The 14,171-nt window shown below is 66.0% G+C and carries 21 protein-coding genes; 17 read left to right on the top strand and 4 right to left on the bottom strand.

Annotation, left to right across the window (positions count from 1 at the left end; all coding sequences use genetic code 11):
- Window positions 1-286 precede the first annotated feature (286 nt).
- The 3 genes from AWC14_RS09095 to AWC14_RS09085 form a co-directional block, all read right to left on the bottom strand.
- The gene (locus tag AWC14_RS09095) at window positions 287-1,402 is read right to left on the bottom strand and encodes a hypothetical protein (RefSeq protein ID WP_142281632.1); all 1,116 of its coding nucleotides are present in this window, start codon (window positions 1,400-1,402) and stop codon (window positions 287-289) included.
- Window positions 1,399-1,680 (bottom strand): protein kinase family protein, encoded by a 282-nt coding sequence (locus AWC14_RS09090; RefSeq protein WP_085241207.1) that lies wholly within the window; start codon window positions 1,678-1,680, stop codon window positions 1,399-1,401. The genes AWC14_RS09095 and AWC14_RS09090 overlap by 4 nt, the downstream gene beginning before the upstream one ends.
- A gap of 429 nt (window positions 1,681-2,109) precedes the next feature.
- A complete protein-coding gene (locus AWC14_RS09085) occupies window positions 2,110-2,703 on the bottom strand; it encodes a hypothetical protein (RefSeq protein WP_085241205.1) in 594 nt (197 codons plus the stop codon).
- Between the two features lie 134 nt (window positions 2,704-2,837).
- Between AWC14_RS09085 and AWC14_RS09080 the strand changes: the two genes are divergently transcribed.
- The 8 genes from AWC14_RS09080 to AWC14_RS09040 all read left to right on the top strand — a co-directional run bounded on the left by AWC14_RS09080 (window position 2,838) and on the right by AWC14_RS09040 (window position 9,142).
- Window positions 2,838-3,107 (top strand): type II toxin-antitoxin system Phd/YefM family antitoxin, encoded by a 270-nt coding sequence (locus tag AWC14_RS09080; protein ID WP_085241203.1) that lies wholly within the window; start codon window positions 2,838-2,840, stop codon window positions 3,105-3,107.
- Window positions 3,104-3,385, top strand: a complete 282-nt coding sequence (locus AWC14_RS09075; RefSeq protein WP_085241201.1) for a type II toxin-antitoxin system RelE family toxin — start codon at window positions 3,104-3,106, stop codon at window positions 3,383-3,385. The genes AWC14_RS09080 and AWC14_RS09075 overlap by 4 nt, the downstream gene beginning before the upstream one ends.
- 1,031 nt (window positions 3,386-4,416) lie before the next feature.
- A complete protein-coding gene (locus AWC14_RS09065; protein ID WP_085241197.1) occupies window positions 4,417-6,081 on the top strand; it encodes a ParB/RepB/Spo0J family partition protein in 1,665 nt (554 codons plus the stop codon).
- A 464-nt stretch (window positions 6,082-6,545) separates the two neighbouring features.
- Window positions 6,546-6,812: a glutaredoxin-like protein NrdH gene (gene nrdH, locus AWC14_RS09060; protein ID WP_085241195.1), complete on the top strand. Its 267-nt coding sequence runs from the start codon at window positions 6,546-6,548 to the stop codon at window positions 6,810-6,812.
- Window positions 6,809-7,030: a hypothetical protein gene (locus tag AWC14_RS09055; protein WP_085241193.1), complete on the top strand. Its 222-nt coding sequence runs from the start codon at window positions 6,809-6,811 to the stop codon at window positions 7,028-7,030. Before nrdH ends, AWC14_RS09055 begins: the two co-directional genes overlap by 4 nt.
- Window positions 7,027-8,280 (top strand): hypothetical protein, encoded by a 1,254-nt coding sequence (locus AWC14_RS09050; RefSeq protein ID WP_085241191.1) that lies wholly within the window; start codon window positions 7,027-7,029, stop codon window positions 8,278-8,280. Before AWC14_RS09055 ends, AWC14_RS09050 begins: the two co-directional genes overlap by 4 nt.
- Window positions 8,277-8,474 (top strand): hypothetical protein, encoded by a 198-nt coding sequence (locus AWC14_RS09045; RefSeq protein ID WP_085241189.1) that lies wholly within the window; start codon window positions 8,277-8,279, stop codon window positions 8,472-8,474. The genes AWC14_RS09050 and AWC14_RS09045 overlap by 4 nt, the downstream gene beginning before the upstream one ends.
- Window positions 8,474-9,142, top strand: coding sequence for a chymotrypsin family serine protease (locus AWC14_RS09040; RefSeq protein WP_085241187.1), 669 nt, complete (start codon window positions 8,474-8,476; stop codon window positions 9,140-9,142). Before AWC14_RS09045 ends, AWC14_RS09040 begins: the two co-directional genes overlap by 1 nt.
- Here AWC14_RS09040 and AWC14_RS29950 read toward each other — a convergent pair.
- Window positions 9,130-9,264, bottom strand: coding sequence for a hypothetical protein (locus AWC14_RS29950; protein ID WP_283016183.1), 135 nt, complete (start codon window positions 9,262-9,264; stop codon window positions 9,130-9,132). The genes AWC14_RS09040 and AWC14_RS29950 overlap by 13 nt on opposite strands.
- A gap of 79 nt (window positions 9,265-9,343) precedes the next feature.
- On the opposite strand from AWC14_RS29950, the gene AWC14_RS28605 reads away from it, so the two are divergent.
- The 9 genes from AWC14_RS28605 (at window position 9,344) to AWC14_RS09000 (ending at window position 14,098) form a co-directional block, all read left to right on the top strand.
- Window positions 9,344-9,511 carry a hypothetical protein gene (locus AWC14_RS28605; RefSeq protein WP_158089879.1) on the top strand — a complete coding sequence of 56 codons (168 nt, stop codon included), beginning with the start codon at window positions 9,344-9,346 and terminating at the stop codon, window positions 9,509-9,511.
- A gap of 372 nt (window positions 9,512-9,883) precedes the next feature.
- A complete protein-coding gene (locus tag AWC14_RS09035; protein WP_085241211.1) occupies window positions 9,884-10,231 on the top strand; it encodes a hypothetical protein in 348 nt (115 codons plus the stop codon).
- A gap of 14 nt (window positions 10,232-10,245) precedes the next feature.
- Entirely contained in the window at window positions 10,246-10,707 is a 462-nt protein-coding gene (locus AWC14_RS09030) for a hypothetical protein (RefSeq protein ID WP_085241185.1), read from the top strand.
- Between the two features lie 395 nt (window positions 10,708-11,102).
- On the top strand, window positions 11,103-11,387 hold the full coding sequence (locus AWC14_RS09025; RefSeq protein ID WP_085241183.1) for a hypothetical protein: 285 nt from the start codon (window positions 11,103-11,105) through the stop codon (window positions 11,385-11,387).
- A 12-nt stretch (window positions 11,388-11,399) separates the two neighbouring features.
- The gene (locus AWC14_RS09020) at window positions 11,400-11,927 is read left to right on the top strand and encodes a hypothetical protein (protein WP_085241181.1); all 528 of its coding nucleotides are present in this window, start codon (window positions 11,400-11,402) and stop codon (window positions 11,925-11,927) included.
- Between the two features lie 376 nt (window positions 11,928-12,303).
- Window positions 12,304-12,867 carry a hypothetical protein gene (locus tag AWC14_RS09015; protein ID WP_085241179.1) on the top strand — a complete coding sequence of 188 codons (564 nt, stop codon included), beginning with the start codon at window positions 12,304-12,306 and terminating at the stop codon, window positions 12,865-12,867.
- Entirely contained in the window at window positions 12,864-13,094 is a 231-nt protein-coding gene (locus AWC14_RS09010; RefSeq protein WP_085241177.1) for a hypothetical protein, read from the top strand. The genes AWC14_RS09015 and AWC14_RS09010 overlap by 4 nt, the downstream gene beginning before the upstream one ends.
- 250 nt (window positions 13,095-13,344) lie before the next feature.
- Complete coding sequence (locus AWC14_RS09005) at window positions 13,345-13,743, top strand: hypothetical protein (protein WP_085241175.1); 399 nt, start codon at window positions 13,345-13,347, stop codon at window positions 13,741-13,743.
- Complete coding sequence (locus tag AWC14_RS09000) at window positions 13,733-14,098, top strand: hypothetical protein (RefSeq protein ID WP_085241173.1); 366 nt, start codon at window positions 13,733-13,735, stop codon at window positions 14,096-14,098. Before AWC14_RS09005 ends, AWC14_RS09000 begins: the two co-directional genes overlap by 11 nt.
- Window positions 14,099-14,171 lie beyond the last annotated feature (73 nt).

Genomic DNA, 14,171 nt, shown 5'->3' with positions numbered 1-14,171 from the left:
ACGTCGCGGGCCCAGCCGAAAACAACCAGCCCCCAAGCTGATTGGCGCTGCATGACCCAATACGGGTCAACTCTTAGACGCCTCCAAATCTGCCAGCGCGGTGCGTGAGAGCACCTTGATCGAAACATTCGGGGTCGGCCTCGCCCTGGTCGAGCCCACAGGTCACCTCCGAGTGGTGGTGCCACCCCGTGGGCGACGCCCGGAGCGCTGGGTCCGGGCACTGATGGCCGAGCAGGTGTGGGCCGCCGCAAAGGGCGAAGTCGCAACGGCGTTCACCGGAGCGCGATTACACCAGAGCGCGCCAGCGGTCGAGATGCCTCGTTTCGACCCGCGTGGTGAGAACCGGCGGAAGGGTGTCGCGGAACGCGATCGAGGCGTCGAGGCGCGCGGCGACCAGGCAGCCACGATCAGCGACGGGCACAGCAGTCAGCGCCGCAGTTTCTTGGGACGCGTGGCGAATTTGGTGACGCTTGGCGAGCGGGAGGTCATGCGAATCGCCCATCTGACCGCAGTCGAGACAGGTGCACGCCTGGTATCCGGGCTGGCTCGCGAGCTGCTGGTGCAAGCGCCACGGCACGTGGCGGAGGAGCTGGGGCTCGAAGTAGGGGAGGGGTGGCTGTTGGGGCCGGGTTATCGGCGTCGGGAGCCGGTCGAACCAGGACGAGGCGGCCATGCCGCCGCTGAATCCCCAAGCGCCCCAACCCATAGCGAGCCAGCCAAGCCATCCTGACGACGGCAGGAAAAAGCGAATCCTGTTCGTGGCGCAGGTGTCGACCACCTCGCGCAGCCCCTCGAGGTATGGCGAGTCGTCGACTGGCGGCAGCTGAGTTTGAGGGGCCCGGAACACGAATCCGTCTGCGCCAGTCTGGATCATGGCGTTGAGCAGGCGGATGAGCTGCTGTTGCTCGCGCAGGTAGGTGCGGTCCACGGTGACGCCCAGCCAGCAGTCCGTTTCCGCGGCCACGCGGCTGCGGACCGCTGTAGCGGCATCGAGCACCATGTTCAGCTCGGGCGCCCTGGCCGCCTCCATCCTCGGCGACGGCGTGATGACAAACGAAGGTGGGCCTGCGTCGCCGCATAGGCGCGCTGACAGCTGATGATCGACGGCTTGCTGCATCCATTGCTCCCACTCTGGTTGAGTTGCCGGACGCGGCGTTTGCGCCAACCACGGGAAGTGGTTTCGTGAGCGCGCCGTGTGCTCAAGGTCAAGCAGGTATCCGTGCGGCTCGACGATGGCGTCTCCCGCGGTTCGTGCCTGCCGATACAGCGGCTCAAGCGTTGCCGGATTATTCAGGGGTCCGAAGCAGATGCCGGGGCGCCCGGCTGGCGTTTGCGCGAGATCGTTTGCGAAGCCGACTAATTCGGGCGCCTCGCGGTTGCCGTACTCCAACCAGAAGCTCATGACCACAACGATTCCAGCAGACTGCGGGCGTTCTTAGCGGTGGGCCGTCGGTAGCCGGCATAGGCACCGGCAGACCGCAACCAGTCGCGCAATCCAGCGGGACGGCTACCCGGAATGGTCATGCCGGCTTTCAGCCGTGCGTCCCAGTCGGGCGGTGGGGTGCGCTCGCCGCGCAGAAATGGGTGCTGCTGGGAGGCGAGTTCGGCGGCGGTGACGGCGATTGCCCAGACGTCGCTGCGGTCGAAGGCGCGCTCGCCTTGAAGCTGCTCGGGCGCCATGTACGGCCAAGTACCGCCAGCCCACGGAATTCACTGAGCAAGAACGGATACTCGGCGCCGTCGTCGGCCGTCGTCAACGTCCCGCGACCAAAGACCTGGACCACGCGCGGGCAATCAACGCGCTGCATCGCCTGCACTTCGCGCTCGAAGCGCTCGGGGTCCGAGCCGTGCGTGATCACTTTGCACGCTTTGACTTCGCCGGCCTGGACGATCCGCCAGCACTCGCCCATGCCGCTGGGTGAGCCGACGCGCGCGGCTTCCTCGCAAGGCCCGAGAGCCCGTTCTATGTCTGCCCTCGTCACCACCATTGTTATGCGAGGGTAGACCGATTTCGAAGCAGGGGAGGGGCGGGAGTTTTGGTAAAGAGTGACGCGGCTTCCCTCTCGACGGGGTGCGGTCCCGGCGGATTGGCACGGCCCCTGCAGGCCGCTAACTCCCGGTCGCGAACCGGGCTCTGTCGGCCCAGCGCTCGTGGGCGCCTTGCGCCGACATGTTGGCCGCTTCGCCAATGCGTGCCCATGACAGGCCGGCCTGGCGTGCAGCCAGGACGGCACTGTTTAGCTGCTCGTCTGCGGCGTGAACGGCGGCGAGTGCACCTTTGATCACGCCGGCGGCGTCGAGCTCGTCAATGTGTTCGGCGCGCCACAATGCGTGGGCCGCCGTGTGGACGTCGCCGGCGTCGACGTCTAAAACGTCCTCATCGGGGCAGTAGATGCGGTACTCGCTCGGGTTGTGTCTGAGCGGGGATGGTACGCGGATCCAAAGTTGTTCGCTGGCCCAGACTTTCGTGCGGTCGCTGTTTGGGTACAGGTAGCAGTCGCATAGCACTCGCCAGCCGATGATTTCCCCGGCAGGGCGGGTGCGATATGAGCCGTTGCCCAGGCTTTCGACGGCGACATGCCCAGGGGGAATGCCGCTGCCTGACAGGCCCATTCCGCGGTCGCCGTTGTCGAACTCAGGGACAAGGTAGCCCTCATGCCATTCGTCGTGGCCCGCGGTGTCGCTTTCGTAGGTCCATCCCATGGACCTACCCTATCACGGGTGTCAAGCACCCTTGATAGTGGCTATCGCGTGCATCAGGATTACTTGACGTAAGATACATTATCGGCTAATTGTAAGGCTAGGGAGTGGTCAGTAAATAGGCTATAATCAGACCCATGAAGAACGTACCGCTGTCGGAGGCGAAGGACAAGCTCTCCGCGCTCGTCGACGAAGCCGACACCACGCACGAGATCATTCAGATCACCCGGCACGGCCGCGCCGCGGCGGTCCTCATGTCTGCCGACGATCTGGACTCACTCAACGAGACCCTGCACGCACTCCGAACGCCTGGTTTTGCCGACGACCTCGCGCAAGCCGACGCTGACTACGCTGCGGGCGTCACCGTCACCGGCGCCGAGATTCGCCGCCGATACGGCTTGGCATGACCGGCGATGAGACGTCCTGGTCCGTCCACCTCTCACCCACCGCGGTCCGCGCACTCGATCGCTTACCACTTAAAATCGCCGCTGCGATCGCCGAATTCATCACGACCACACTGCCGGGCGACCCATACCTGCTATCCAAACCATTGCGCTTCGAATTCGCCGGCTGGCGCGTCGCCCGCCGCGGCGACTACCGCGTGACGTTCCGGATCCTCGAGGACGACCACGTCCTGTTGGTCGGCCGCATCGAGCATCGCGCACACGTCTACCGGCAGCCATAACCACCGTTACTACGACATGCGACTAACCTTGCCCCGCGGCACTAAACGTCACGTGACGAATCAGCATGCCATTGCCATCGCGGCCGAGTGACCGGTGGATTCATCGTTCGTGTTCGTTGTCATCGAAGCTGGGGCATTGTCACGAGATCTGGGGCAACCACTTCGCGTTGGTCATTCAAACTGGGGTAGATCCGCGGCCGACCCAGCCGCGGCGGCTCCGGTAGCCAAGCCACTCCCGCCGGCGGGGACCGCCGCAACCGGGCGACCGCCAGGCTGAAAATGCCATTCCATCATCAGCGGTCGCAGCCGGAAACAACAACCCGTGCGCACGGGTCAGCAGCCGATCCACCCCGTCGACAAACGCTGCAACACTCACCCCGGCAAATCCCCCCGCCACGGGCGAGCGCCAAAAATCGCGAACTGGAGCACGCCGCCAAGCTGCAATGTTCTGCTAGTCGCGGTGGTCAAGATTGTGTAGAGCGCACGAATCGGTCAGGGCTGGAAGGTAAGTCGTGGTCTGACAGACCCCGCAGGTGAAGGTTCGATGCGCCGTGCCGCAGCGGCACGGCGCCGCACCTACCAAAACCCTTTGCGGTTGGATTGCGGCCCCGCAGCCTTCACACCGATCCGGGCGCGGTTCCTGCCAGCCGCGCCGAGTCCGATAAAGGCGCACCGCCGCAGCTTAGCTCGCGTACGGGTCGCGCACCGTTGCTCGCCGGCGGGGCGGTGTAGAGGAACCGCGGTTGGCCCGAGCCGCAGAAACCCCGGCGACCCAATGCACTACTAGTACGGCATCGCGGCGAACTACAAACCGGCGGCGATTTCACGATAGGCCATGGACCCGAAGCGCTTTTTTGCCTTCTGCCTTTCGATTATGGCCGGCGGTCCGCTGCGCGCAAGGCCGCGGTCTGCGCTGCGCTTCGCCCGAACCTTGCACTCCGCGGCCCTCATGCCGGCCCAAATCTCAATTGCCAGAAGGCAAAAAGAACAGGCGGCCGACAGGACGCCCCTACCCATTGGAAGGTTCCGTTATGACCGACAACATCACCCCAGCAGGCAACGACAACCCCGACGACAGCGGGCACGTCGAAACCGGCACGCTGGAACACATCGACCCGAACACGTTGATCGTGGACACCAACGTCCGCACCGAAGCCGACCTCGATGCCGACTTCATCGCCAGCATCAAAGAACATGGCGTCTTGGTCCCGATCGTCGCTGTACGCGGCCAGGATGGGCAGCTGCTCGTCCGGTACGGTCAACGCCGCACCCTCGCCGCGCGCGAAGCAGGCCAGCAGACCGTCCCGGTCTATATCCGGTCAGCCAGCGGCGGTGATGACACCGCGCAACTCGTCGAGCGGGTCGCCGGGCAAATCGTGGAAAACGACCACCGCCGCGACCTGACCACCGTGCAGCGCGCCAAAGGCATTCAGCAGATGCTCGACGCCGGTGTGTCGGTGACCAAAGTCGCCAAGACGCTGGCGGTCAACAAGGACACCGTCAAGGCCGCCGGAACGGCAGGTAAATCACAGGCCGCGATGGAGGCGCTGTCAACCGGCCAGCTCAGCTTGACCGAAGCCGCGGCGCTGGCCGAATTTGACGACGTGCCAGGGGCGGTGGACAAGCTGATCCGGGCCTCCGGAACGCCGTGGTTTGATCACACCGTCGCCCAGCTGCGCGAACAGCAAGCCAGCGCCGCAGCACTGCGCGAGGCCGAAAAGCCCTGGCAGGAAAAAGGATTCACCATCCTCGACCGCTACCCCGGCTCGTGGGATGTCGATTACGTCGAGTTGAGCTACCTGCGCACCGCAACAGGTGAGCAAGCCGACGAAACGGTGGTGACCGATCCCGCGCATTGGGCGGTCATGCTCGGCGAAGAGGACATGTGGATCGACGCCGAAACCGGTGATCTGGTCGAGGAGGAGGCCGTGGACTGGGACACCCAGGACAATCCCGAAGCCGTCCCGGCAGAAGGTCTACGGCACGCCAACACCGTCAAAGAGGCGACAATGTTCGTGCCGGAATACTTCTGCCTCGATTACGCTGCCGCTGGGCTGGTCCTTGATGAACGATTCCGGCGCTTCGCTGGCCTGGGCCTCAGCGGCGAGAAGTCCACGGACACCGTCGATCTCGATGGCGACGACCAGGACGCCAAAGCGGCCCGCGAGGCAGCCGAGGCCGAGGCCGCGCGGGAAACCGAACGCAGGGAACGCCGCAAAGTGATCGCGCTGAACAAACTCGGTGAAGCCGCGCTGCAGGTGCGCCGACAATTCGTTACCAAGCTGCTCGCCCGCAAGACACCCCCCAAAGGGGCAGCGATCTTTGTGGCCGAGTGCCTGGCCCGCGATAGCGCACTGCTCACCGACCACCAGGCTCAAGACACCGCCGCAGAACTTCTCGGCGTGGAAGGCGGGCAGGCGGTGGCCAAGCTGGTGGCCGACCTGTCGGCCAACGGTGACGGTCGCGCCCAGGTCATCACCTTGGCGTTGGTGTTGGGTGCGTTGGAATCCCGCACACCCAAAGACGCCTGGCGGGGCAGCACAGGCTACTGGGGCCGTCATGTCGGCAGCGGAGAGTATCTGCGGTGGCTGACCGACAACGGCTACCAGCTGGCCGCCGTCGAGGAAGTCGTGACCAAAGCCAAATCTGCTGACGAGGTCTACGACGACTATCTCGCCGAGGTCGCCCAGCAGTAAGGCCGCACCACTGTTGGGTGGGATCACCAATTGACGTGGTCCCACCCAACAGAACGCCCTCATTTACGCTGCGCCGTGACAGTACATGTGCCATCAATTCTGCCTTAAAAATGCACTGACAGCAGGCGGCCGAACGGTTGCATAAACGCATCGCCCGTCGCACGCGGATAACACCGGATCGCATAACGAGATTGCGGGGAATGCGCCGATTTCTACGGGCCTGGAATTACGCACATGTGCGGGAAAGCAGCAGCCGGCCAGGCACGGCGAGAGCCCGACTGCCGCGCTCAGCATTCACCACTAAAACCGCACACCGACAACGCCTTTACTCCAGTCGACTTGCACCGCACGTCTGTCTGAGAAAAGTGAAAAATTGTGTCTTCGGACGTGGCAGAGCAGAAATAGCCACAGTAGAATTTAGATAACTCACTACCCCGGACAGCATTTAACTTGTAGGAGATACCATGCCCACCGTCACCGTTTATACGAAACCGGGATGTGTTCAGTGCGCAGCCACTTTTAAAGCGCTCGATAAAAACGGTGTCGCCTACGAGAAAGTGGACGTCACAGAAGACATCGACGCTCACGACTACGTGATGAGCCTGGGCTATCTGCAGGTCCCCGTCGTCATCACCGCCACCGACCAGTGGGGCGGATTCCGGCCTGACCGGATCAAAGCCCTCACCAACGAGGCAATATTGTCATCTGATGCAACGGCGGTGATCGCATGACCGCCGCAGCAAAGCAACGTCACCGCTGGGCGCATCACGGCGCCTATAGCTCAACCTGCCTCAACTGTGGAACCACGGCACTCAAACGTCCGCACCCCTACGGGCGCTATTGGTTCACCGAGTGGCACCTGCCCGATGGGACGTTCGTCAACAACTACAACGGCGAGCCGACTCCGCCGTGCCCCGGCCGTGCCGAGTCTGCGGCGGTGCCGGCATGACCGCGATCGCCGCCGCCGGCAGCTCACTGGACACGGTGCGCGACGCCCTGCAGGCCGGCGGAGCCGTCACCCGCGCTCGAGGTGCGCAGTCCTTCATGGCGTCCTGCCCGTTGCACGACGACGCCAACCCGTCACTGTCAGTCACATGGAAACCCCGCCCGCACAACCGGGGCGGCGCGGTGCTGCTGCACTGCTTCAGCTGCCAGGCCCCCGCCCCCGACATCACGGCCGCCCTCGGGCTGGCCATGGCCGACCTGTTCGACGACGCCCCCGAACCCGCCTGCAGCCCCCGCACACCACGGCCTCGGCGCCCACATCCCGCCAAACCCGCACCTGCACCACTGCCCGCACGGATCACCACCCCCGCACGGAGGGTCGAACACCGCTGGCGGCGAACCCGGGTCTACACCTACACCACCGCGCAGGGCACACCCGTTCAACAGGTCATCCGGTCGGAATGCTGCTGTGACGGCACCCTGCACAAACGATTCCAGCAACGCTACCGGCACGGCCGGCAATGGGTATACCGCAAACCCGCCGACTTCACCCCGGTGCTGTATCGGGCCGAGGTCCTGCGGCAAGCCGCCGCCAGCGGCCGGCCGGTGTGGATCACCGAAGGCGAAAAAGACGCCGACACCCTCACCGCCCTGGGTGAACTCGCCACCACCAACGCCCAAGGCGCCGGCAGCTTCCCCGACGAACTGGCCGCCCAATTCGAGGGGCTCAGCGTCATCGTCGCCGCCGACCGCGACCAGGCAGGCTACCAGCGGGCCATCAGCCTGCACGACACCCTGCAGCACGTCGCCGCCGGTGTCACCGTGGTGCTGCCCGCCGTGACCAGCAACAAGGCCGACGTCACCGATCACGTCACCGCACAGCTATGGCGGCCCGACGACCCGTGCGGTGGACTCATCCCAGCCACCCGCACCGACCTGGTCGCCCTACACGCCGCCGCCGCAGCAGCAGCCGCGGCCCGGCGTGCACACACCGCGCTGGCCGAAGCCGCCGCCCACCACCATCAGCGCGGCGACCACACCACCATCACGCGGTGGCTCACCAAAGCCGGCCACCAACGCCGCGCCGTGCGCAGCCAGCTGCGAAAACTCCAGCGCCACCACCATCAACACCCCTCCCCGCTGTCCTTGGCCGCCCAGCGCAGCACCGCCGAGCTCGTCGAGCGTCTACACCACAGCCACCAGCAGACCTACGAAATCATCCACCGCCCAACAAGACTGGAGAAGATCGCATGAGCATCCTTCGCGACAGCCATGAGGCCGTCATCGCCCACCGGGCCGCGGCCGCTGTTTCAGCCAGCACCGCCCGCCACCGGCCCGCGGCCGCCAGCGCGCGAGCCTGGATCGACAGCCTCTCAGCCCGCGCCCACCAGCGCTCCATCCGCCGGGTCCGCCCCCACGCCACCGCCGCCGCGACGGTGGTCGACTGATGCGCGCCCGCACACCGTCCATCGCCGCCGCGCTCGCCGCCGCAGCCATCGCGGCCGCCGCACCCGCAGCCGGCGCCCCCAACCTCATCGGTCCCGGCGACCGCCTCGACTACATCAACCCGAGCGGCACTGGACAGTTCTGCACCATCGGCTACGCCTACACCGGACCCGACCGGCACACCTACGCCATCACCGCCGGCCACTGCCGCAACAGCACCACCGGCTACGCCCGAGACACCCGCACCCAAATCACCGGACAATTCGTGCGCAGCGTCGTCGAGCCCCGCCATAATGGCGGCGCCGACTACGGCCTGGTCGACTTCGGCCCAAACGCCCTGCCCTCAGCGTTCATCAACGGCACACCCATCGGCGTGGGACACCCGCAGCCGCGCATCGGCCAGCTCGTCTGCCACCTGGGGGTGTCCAGCGGCCGGCACTGCGGAACCGTTACCGCAGCCCAAGGCATCGACCAGTACCTCACCACCGGAATGCCGGCCAGCATTGCCGGCGACTCCGGCGGCCCGGTCTGGACCCCCGCCACCAACGGCTACGCGCAAATCATCGGCATCTGGCTAGGCGAAAAAGACACCCGAACAGGCCAGCATTACGGGCGATTCGCCTCCCTGGCCAGCGGCCTGACCGCCCTCGACGCCAGCTACTCCGGCTGAGCAAACGCAATGTCGCAGAACAACTCCGGCACAGGCCACTCGCCTGTCACCACGTGCTGCACCACCGCAGCAGGAATCGGGTCGCGGCCCACCAGGACCCGCAGCAGCGCCTCATCGAACACCCCGCCCACGCTACCGGCCGGTGCGCTGTCCGCGCCACACCGCGCCGCCGCGAGCGCACCCAGCTAGAAGCCGTTCACCATGTACATCGAGGGCACCATCACCCGCAACGTCGACGGCACCACCGTCCACATCCCGTTCTGCATCGACACCCTCACCGGCATGTGGCGGCACTGGGGGCAGCACACCAGCGGCGAAACCGCCGAACTCATCGAAGCGTTACGCAACACCGCCTGCGACCTCACCTGACCTGACCCGGCCCACCTCGAGCTCCCGGGGGTTGGCCGGGTCTCCCCTCTTTGGTCCCGGTAAGTGGGCGGCGGCGCACCGGGTGCGGCCGCCGTCATTCGGCCTGTCGGCCGAAACCCGTAGCGACTCACCAATTTCTCGTCAGCGGTGGGGCGAAGCGTACTTCGGGGCTGGGCGCAGTCAACCCTGCCAGGATCGCCGGCGCCGGCGGCGGAGGACTTTTGGTGCCCAACCGTGCTCGCTGCCGCTCGCGGGCACCAAAACCGCCGGCGGTCGGCGACCTTCCCGGGTGGACAACACGCCCAGCCCCTCAGTGACCGCACCACAGCGCTCACCAGCGCACCCATCACCAACCCGAACGGAGAACACAACATGACCCACGAACTCATCACCACCGTCTACCTCAACGAACCGGCCTCCCAGCTGGCCGGCTTCGGCAAGCTGGCCCCCGCCAAGCTTTACGCCGCAGCAGGATTCACCCTCACCCTCGACGGCCCACCCACCGCCGATCGCATCAAGGCGGCTCTGGAAACGGTTTTCGAACAGCTCAACATCGACGACCCCGACCAGCCGTGGGCCATCAAATACCAGCGCGACGCCCACCGCAACTTCAGCGTCGGCGACGTCGTCGTCATCGGCGAAACCGCCTGGGTCTGCGCACCCAGCGGCTGGGATCTGCTCACCGCCGACCAGCTCCACGACGCCATCTACCACCACTAACCAAGGAACTCACGATGAACTACGTCACCGCCCCGCACACCATCGCCTTCGACCTGATCCGCGATGCCACCTCACTCATGGACGACGTCGAGGTCGGCGCCACCACGCTGACCGACCACCCCTACAGCCCGATGGCCATCCGTGCACGCCGCGTCTACAACCCCCAGCAGGACACCCTGACCCTGATCGCCTACCACGGCGATCGCCTCGCTGCCACCATCATCGCCTCCAACAACGGGACGCGAACGACCGCGCGAATCCACCAAATCCGCGTTGCCGACGTGCTTTTCACCCGTCGCGGCAATTGGACCTTCATCGGGGTCGGCCACGTCGCCGGCCGGCGCCGCCGCTTCACCCTGACCACTCGGCCACAGGGCGGCTGGCGGATCGACGTCAACGGGGAACAGCCCGTGATCCGCGCCGACCTCGACGCGGCCGCTCGCCACATCACCGACACCTACCACCCCACCAGCTAAGCCGCAGCCTCACCGGGGCCCGGCCCGCCGCTCCTCCTTCAGCCCGAAAGCGGTTGGCCGGGTCCCCTTTTTTGCTTCCGGTAAGTGGGCGGCGGCCCACCGGGTGCGACCGCCGTCATTCGGCCTGTCGGCCGAAGTCCGTAGCCACTCACCAATTTCTCGTCAGCGGTGGGGCGAAGCGTACTTCGGTGCTGGGCGCAGTCAACCCTCCCAGGATCGCCGCCGCCGGCGGCGGAGGACTTTTGGTGCCCAACCGTGCTCGCTGCCGCTCGCGGGCACCAAAACCGCCGGGCGACGGCGACCTTGCCGGGTGGACAACACGCCCAGCCCCTCAGTGACCGCACCCACAGCGCTGACCAGCGCACAACAAACACCAACCGAACGGAGAACACACCATGACCACCAACCCCGACCCGTGGGCCAGCACAGACCACGACCCCACCAGCACCGGCGGCACAACCCACCACACCGCCACCATCACCACCCGCCACGCGCTCATGCTCGCCGCCGCCGAGCTGCACGACGCGCTCGCCCAACCCGACGACGGACAGCGGCACCAATACGCGACGGCGGCCGGCGACTACGCCCGCATGGTCCTGCACGCACCCGACGCCACCGCCGGCCCGCGCGAAATCGCCGGCTACTACCTCATCGACGCCGAAACCCTCACCAACAACTAAGGAGACACCGACATGACCACCACAACTCAGACCCCGTCGGCGATCATCACCCACAGTGTGGCCTCGATCCGAGGCCAACAGAGCGCCGACATCTCGGTGCATCACGCCCGCACCCCCGATGCCCGCATCGCCATGACATTCAGCGGCGTTCTCATGGTCATCTACAGTGCCGCGGCCGCCCAGGGGCTGCTGGAGGCCTTCGCCGCAGCACGCGGGCACCTCAAGCATGTGCCCGCCGAAATCCCCACCGCCCCAGCAGGGTTGGCGCAACCGTGCGCGCAGGCCACGCTGGCGATCGAATGGACCCGCCGGCCCGAATACGCCGTCGTCGCCCAAATCGGTTGGAACAAACTCAAAACCGCGCGGGTGCCCTGGATCGACCTCTACACCGGCCCGATCACCTGGCAAATACGTGACCAGCTCGGATTGTTGTCAACCATCGAACTGCTCGGCCGCGTCCACAAAACCGCGATCGCCGTGTTCCGCGACGGAGACCAATACGCCGCGGACCCCACCAGCGCCGACTACCACGCCGCCTAACCCACAGCGGGCCCGGCCCACCTCGAGCAACCGGGGTTGGCCGGGTCTCCCCTCTTTGGTCCCGGTAAGTGGGCGGCGGCGCACCAGGTGCGGCCGCCGTCATTCGGCCTGTCGGCCGAAACCCGTAGCCACTCACTATGTCTCGTCAGCGGTGGGGCCAAGCGTACTTCGGTGCTGGGCGCAGTCAACCCTCCCAGGATCGCCGGCGCCGGCGGCGGAGGACTTTTGGTGCCCAACCCTGCTCGCTGCCGCTCGCGGGCACCAAAACCGCCGGGCGACGGCGACCTTCCCGGGTGGACAACACGCCCAGCCCCTCAGCGACCGCACCACAGCGCTGACCAGCGCACCCATCACCACCGAACGGAGAACCAACATCATGACCATCCCGCACATTTCGATACGGACCCACGCCACCATGGACAACCTCACCCGGGCGCAACGGCTCAAAGACGCGGCAGTGGACCAGATGTACCGGTTTGAAATCGGCTGCCGCGCCGTCACCGTCCGCGACGTCTCCGAACAGCTCACCGTCACCGGCCGGTTCATGTCGCACTGCTGGGGTTGCAGCATCCAGCTGTGGGCCCGCAACAAGCACGGCAAGATCCAAGCCGCCGCCGAATCCAGCGCCGTGATCGACGACCAGCGCGGCGCTGGCATCGACTCACGGATCAAGCAGTTCCGCACCGGTGAGCTGCTATGGACTCACACCGCCGAACCTGTCCACCAGCGGCGCATCGAAGCCGAGCTGGCGGCCTACGTCGCCGCCGCCGGCGAAACGATCTACCAGCTGCGCGAGGAATTCGAATTCGACCGTCGCGACAACATCACCCACCTGTGGGTCCTGACCTCCCCGGGCCACGACTTCACCGCGATCCGATTCCCCGACCTGTCCGACGCCGTCACCTACATCACGACGAACATTCCTGGAGCCAACAAATGATCATCGACGCCACCGAGATCGACGAGCTGGCCGTCGTCCAGGTCGCCGAAGACGGACTACGTTTACCGCTGCGCGGAGCAGAGCGTGACGAAGCAGTACGCCGCATGTACGGCCGCATCGAGCCCGACCTGATTGCCTGGCGGCTGCACACGACTGCCCGCACGGTATGCCGCGTGGCGGCACGACTCGGCCTGACCCAGCAACGCCCCCGCCCGGGTGTGCGGTGAACTCGCCACAAAACTGGCGCCCTGAACCGCCAGGCCACACCAACGGCCAGGCCAGCCTCCCCACCATTCGGGGGGGTTGGTCGGGCCCCCTTTTTTTCTACCGGGCAGCAGGCGACGTCGCGGTACGCGAAATCCATAGCCACTCACTATGTCTCGTCAGCGGTGGGGCCAAGCGTACTTCGGTGCTGGGCGCAGTCAACCCTCCCAGGATCGCCAGCCGCCGGCGGCGGAGGACTTTTGGTGCCCAACCATGCTCGCTGCCGCTCGCGGGCACCAAAACCGCCGGGCGACGGCGACCTTCCCGGGTGGACAACACGCCCAGCCCCTCAGCGACCGCACCACAGCGCTGACCAGCGCACCCATCACCAACCCGAACGGAGAACACATCATGCCCGACACAGCCCAGCCCACCGACAACGAGCTCGCCATCGACAATCACCGCGGCGAACTCATCTGCGCGATCAGCGGCGCCATCAACGCGCTCACCCGAGCCAGCGGCTCGCTGGCTGCCCTGATGAGCAACCGGCTCTACGACATCGAATTCACCGAAGGCACCACCGGCGCCGACCTGGCCGCGTTCTTGGATGACAGCCTGCGGTTTGCCCGCGCCGCTTACCTGCTCACCCAGGAGGTCATCGATGGCCGGTGAGGACCGGCGGCCCAGTACGCAGATCGGCATTGAGCCGGCCGAGCAGTGGGAACGCTGGACCGGCTCTATTACCCCTCCAGAGTGGCGGCTGATGAAACGCGCCAAAGTTGACAAACGCGGCGGCGTCAAGTGGATCACCTTCCCCGACACCATCAACGGTGTCGATGTGATTGTCGAGATGCCCGAGAACGCGCCGACAAAGTCGTGCCACGAAAACCGGCACGACCACTGCCCGCACCGGCTCGGCGGCCCGCACGAAGGCGGCCATGTCCTCAAGGCCGGCGCGATCGGATTCTGTTGGCGCTGCGGGTGCCCGTGTCACCGTGACCCGCACCGGGCAGGGCGGCTGTTCTAAGAGTTGACCCGTATTGGGTCATGCAGCGCCAATCAGCTTGGGGGCTGGTTGTTTTCGGCTGGGCCCGCGACGT

Source organism: Mycobacterium kyorinense (assembly GCF_002101735.1).
Taxonomy (GTDB): Bacteria; Actinomycetota; Actinomycetes; order Mycobacteriales; family Mycobacteriaceae; genus Mycobacterium; species Mycobacterium kyorinense.
Note: the sequence above shows the minus strand (reverse complement) of the source record. Positions and strands in the feature narration are given on the sequence as shown.

Bases quoted from the DNA above. Each gene is read 5' to 3' on its own strand.
- AWC14_RS09095 (WP_142281632.1), bottom strand. From the start codon at position 1,402: ATGAGCTTCTGGTTGGAGTACGGCAACCGCGAGGCGCCCGAATTAGTC.
- AWC14_RS09090 (WP_085241207.1), bottom strand. From the start codon at position 1,680: ATGGCGCCCGAGCAGCTTCAAGGCGAGCGCGCCTTCGACCGCAGCGAC.
- AWC14_RS09085 (WP_085241205.1), bottom strand. From the start codon at position 2,703: ATGGGATGGACCTACGAAAGCGACACCGCGGGCCACGACGAATGGCAT.
- AWC14_RS09080 (WP_085241203.1), top strand. From the start codon at position 2,838: ATGAAGAACGTACCGCTGTCGGAGGCGAAGGACAAGCTCTCCGCGCTC.
- AWC14_RS09075 (WP_085241201.1), top strand. From the start codon at position 3,104: ATGACCGGCGATGAGACGTCCTGGTCCGTCCACCTCTCACCCACCGCG.
- AWC14_RS09065 (WP_085241197.1), top strand. From the start codon at position 4,417: ATGACCGACAACATCACCCCAGCAGGCAACGACAACCCCGACGACAGC.
- nrdH (WP_085241195.1), top strand. From the start codon at position 6,546: ATGCCCACCGTCACCGTTTATACGAAACCGGGATGTGTTCAGTGCGCA.
- AWC14_RS09055 (WP_085241193.1), top strand. From the start codon at position 6,809: ATGACCGCCGCAGCAAAGCAACGTCACCGCTGGGCGCATCACGGCGCC.
- AWC14_RS09050 (WP_085241191.1), top strand. From the start codon at position 7,027: ATGACCGCGATCGCCGCCGCCGGCAGCTCACTGGACACGGTGCGCGAC.
- AWC14_RS09045 (WP_085241189.1), top strand. From the start codon at position 8,277: ATGAGCATCCTTCGCGACAGCCATGAGGCCGTCATCGCCCACCGGGCC.
- AWC14_RS09040 (WP_085241187.1), top strand. From the start codon at position 8,474: ATGCGCGCCCGCACACCGTCCATCGCCGCCGCGCTCGCCGCCGCAGCC.
- AWC14_RS28605 (WP_158089879.1), top strand. From the start codon at position 9,344: ATGTACATCGAGGGCACCATCACCCGCAACGTCGACGGCACCACCGTC.
- AWC14_RS09035 (WP_085241211.1), top strand. From the start codon at position 9,884: ATGACCCACGAACTCATCACCACCGTCTACCTCAACGAACCGGCCTCC.
- AWC14_RS09030 (WP_085241185.1), top strand. From the start codon at position 10,246: ATGAACTACGTCACCGCCCCGCACACCATCGCCTTCGACCTGATCCGC.
- AWC14_RS09025 (WP_085241183.1), top strand. From the start codon at position 11,103: ATGACCACCAACCCCGACCCGTGGGCCAGCACAGACCACGACCCCACC.
- AWC14_RS09020 (WP_085241181.1), top strand. From the start codon at position 11,400: ATGACCACCACAACTCAGACCCCGTCGGCGATCATCACCCACAGTGTG.
- AWC14_RS09015 (WP_085241179.1), top strand. From the start codon at position 12,304: ATGACCATCCCGCACATTTCGATACGGACCCACGCCACCATGGACAAC.
- AWC14_RS09010 (WP_085241177.1), top strand. From the start codon at position 12,864: ATGATCATCGACGCCACCGAGATCGACGAGCTGGCCGTCGTCCAGGTC.
- AWC14_RS09005 (WP_085241175.1), top strand. From the start codon at position 13,345: ATGCTCGCTGCCGCTCGCGGGCACCAAAACCGCCGGGCGACGGCGACC.
- AWC14_RS09000 (WP_085241173.1), top strand. From the start codon at position 13,733: ATGGCCGGTGAGGACCGGCGGCCCAGTACGCAGATCGGCATTGAGCCG.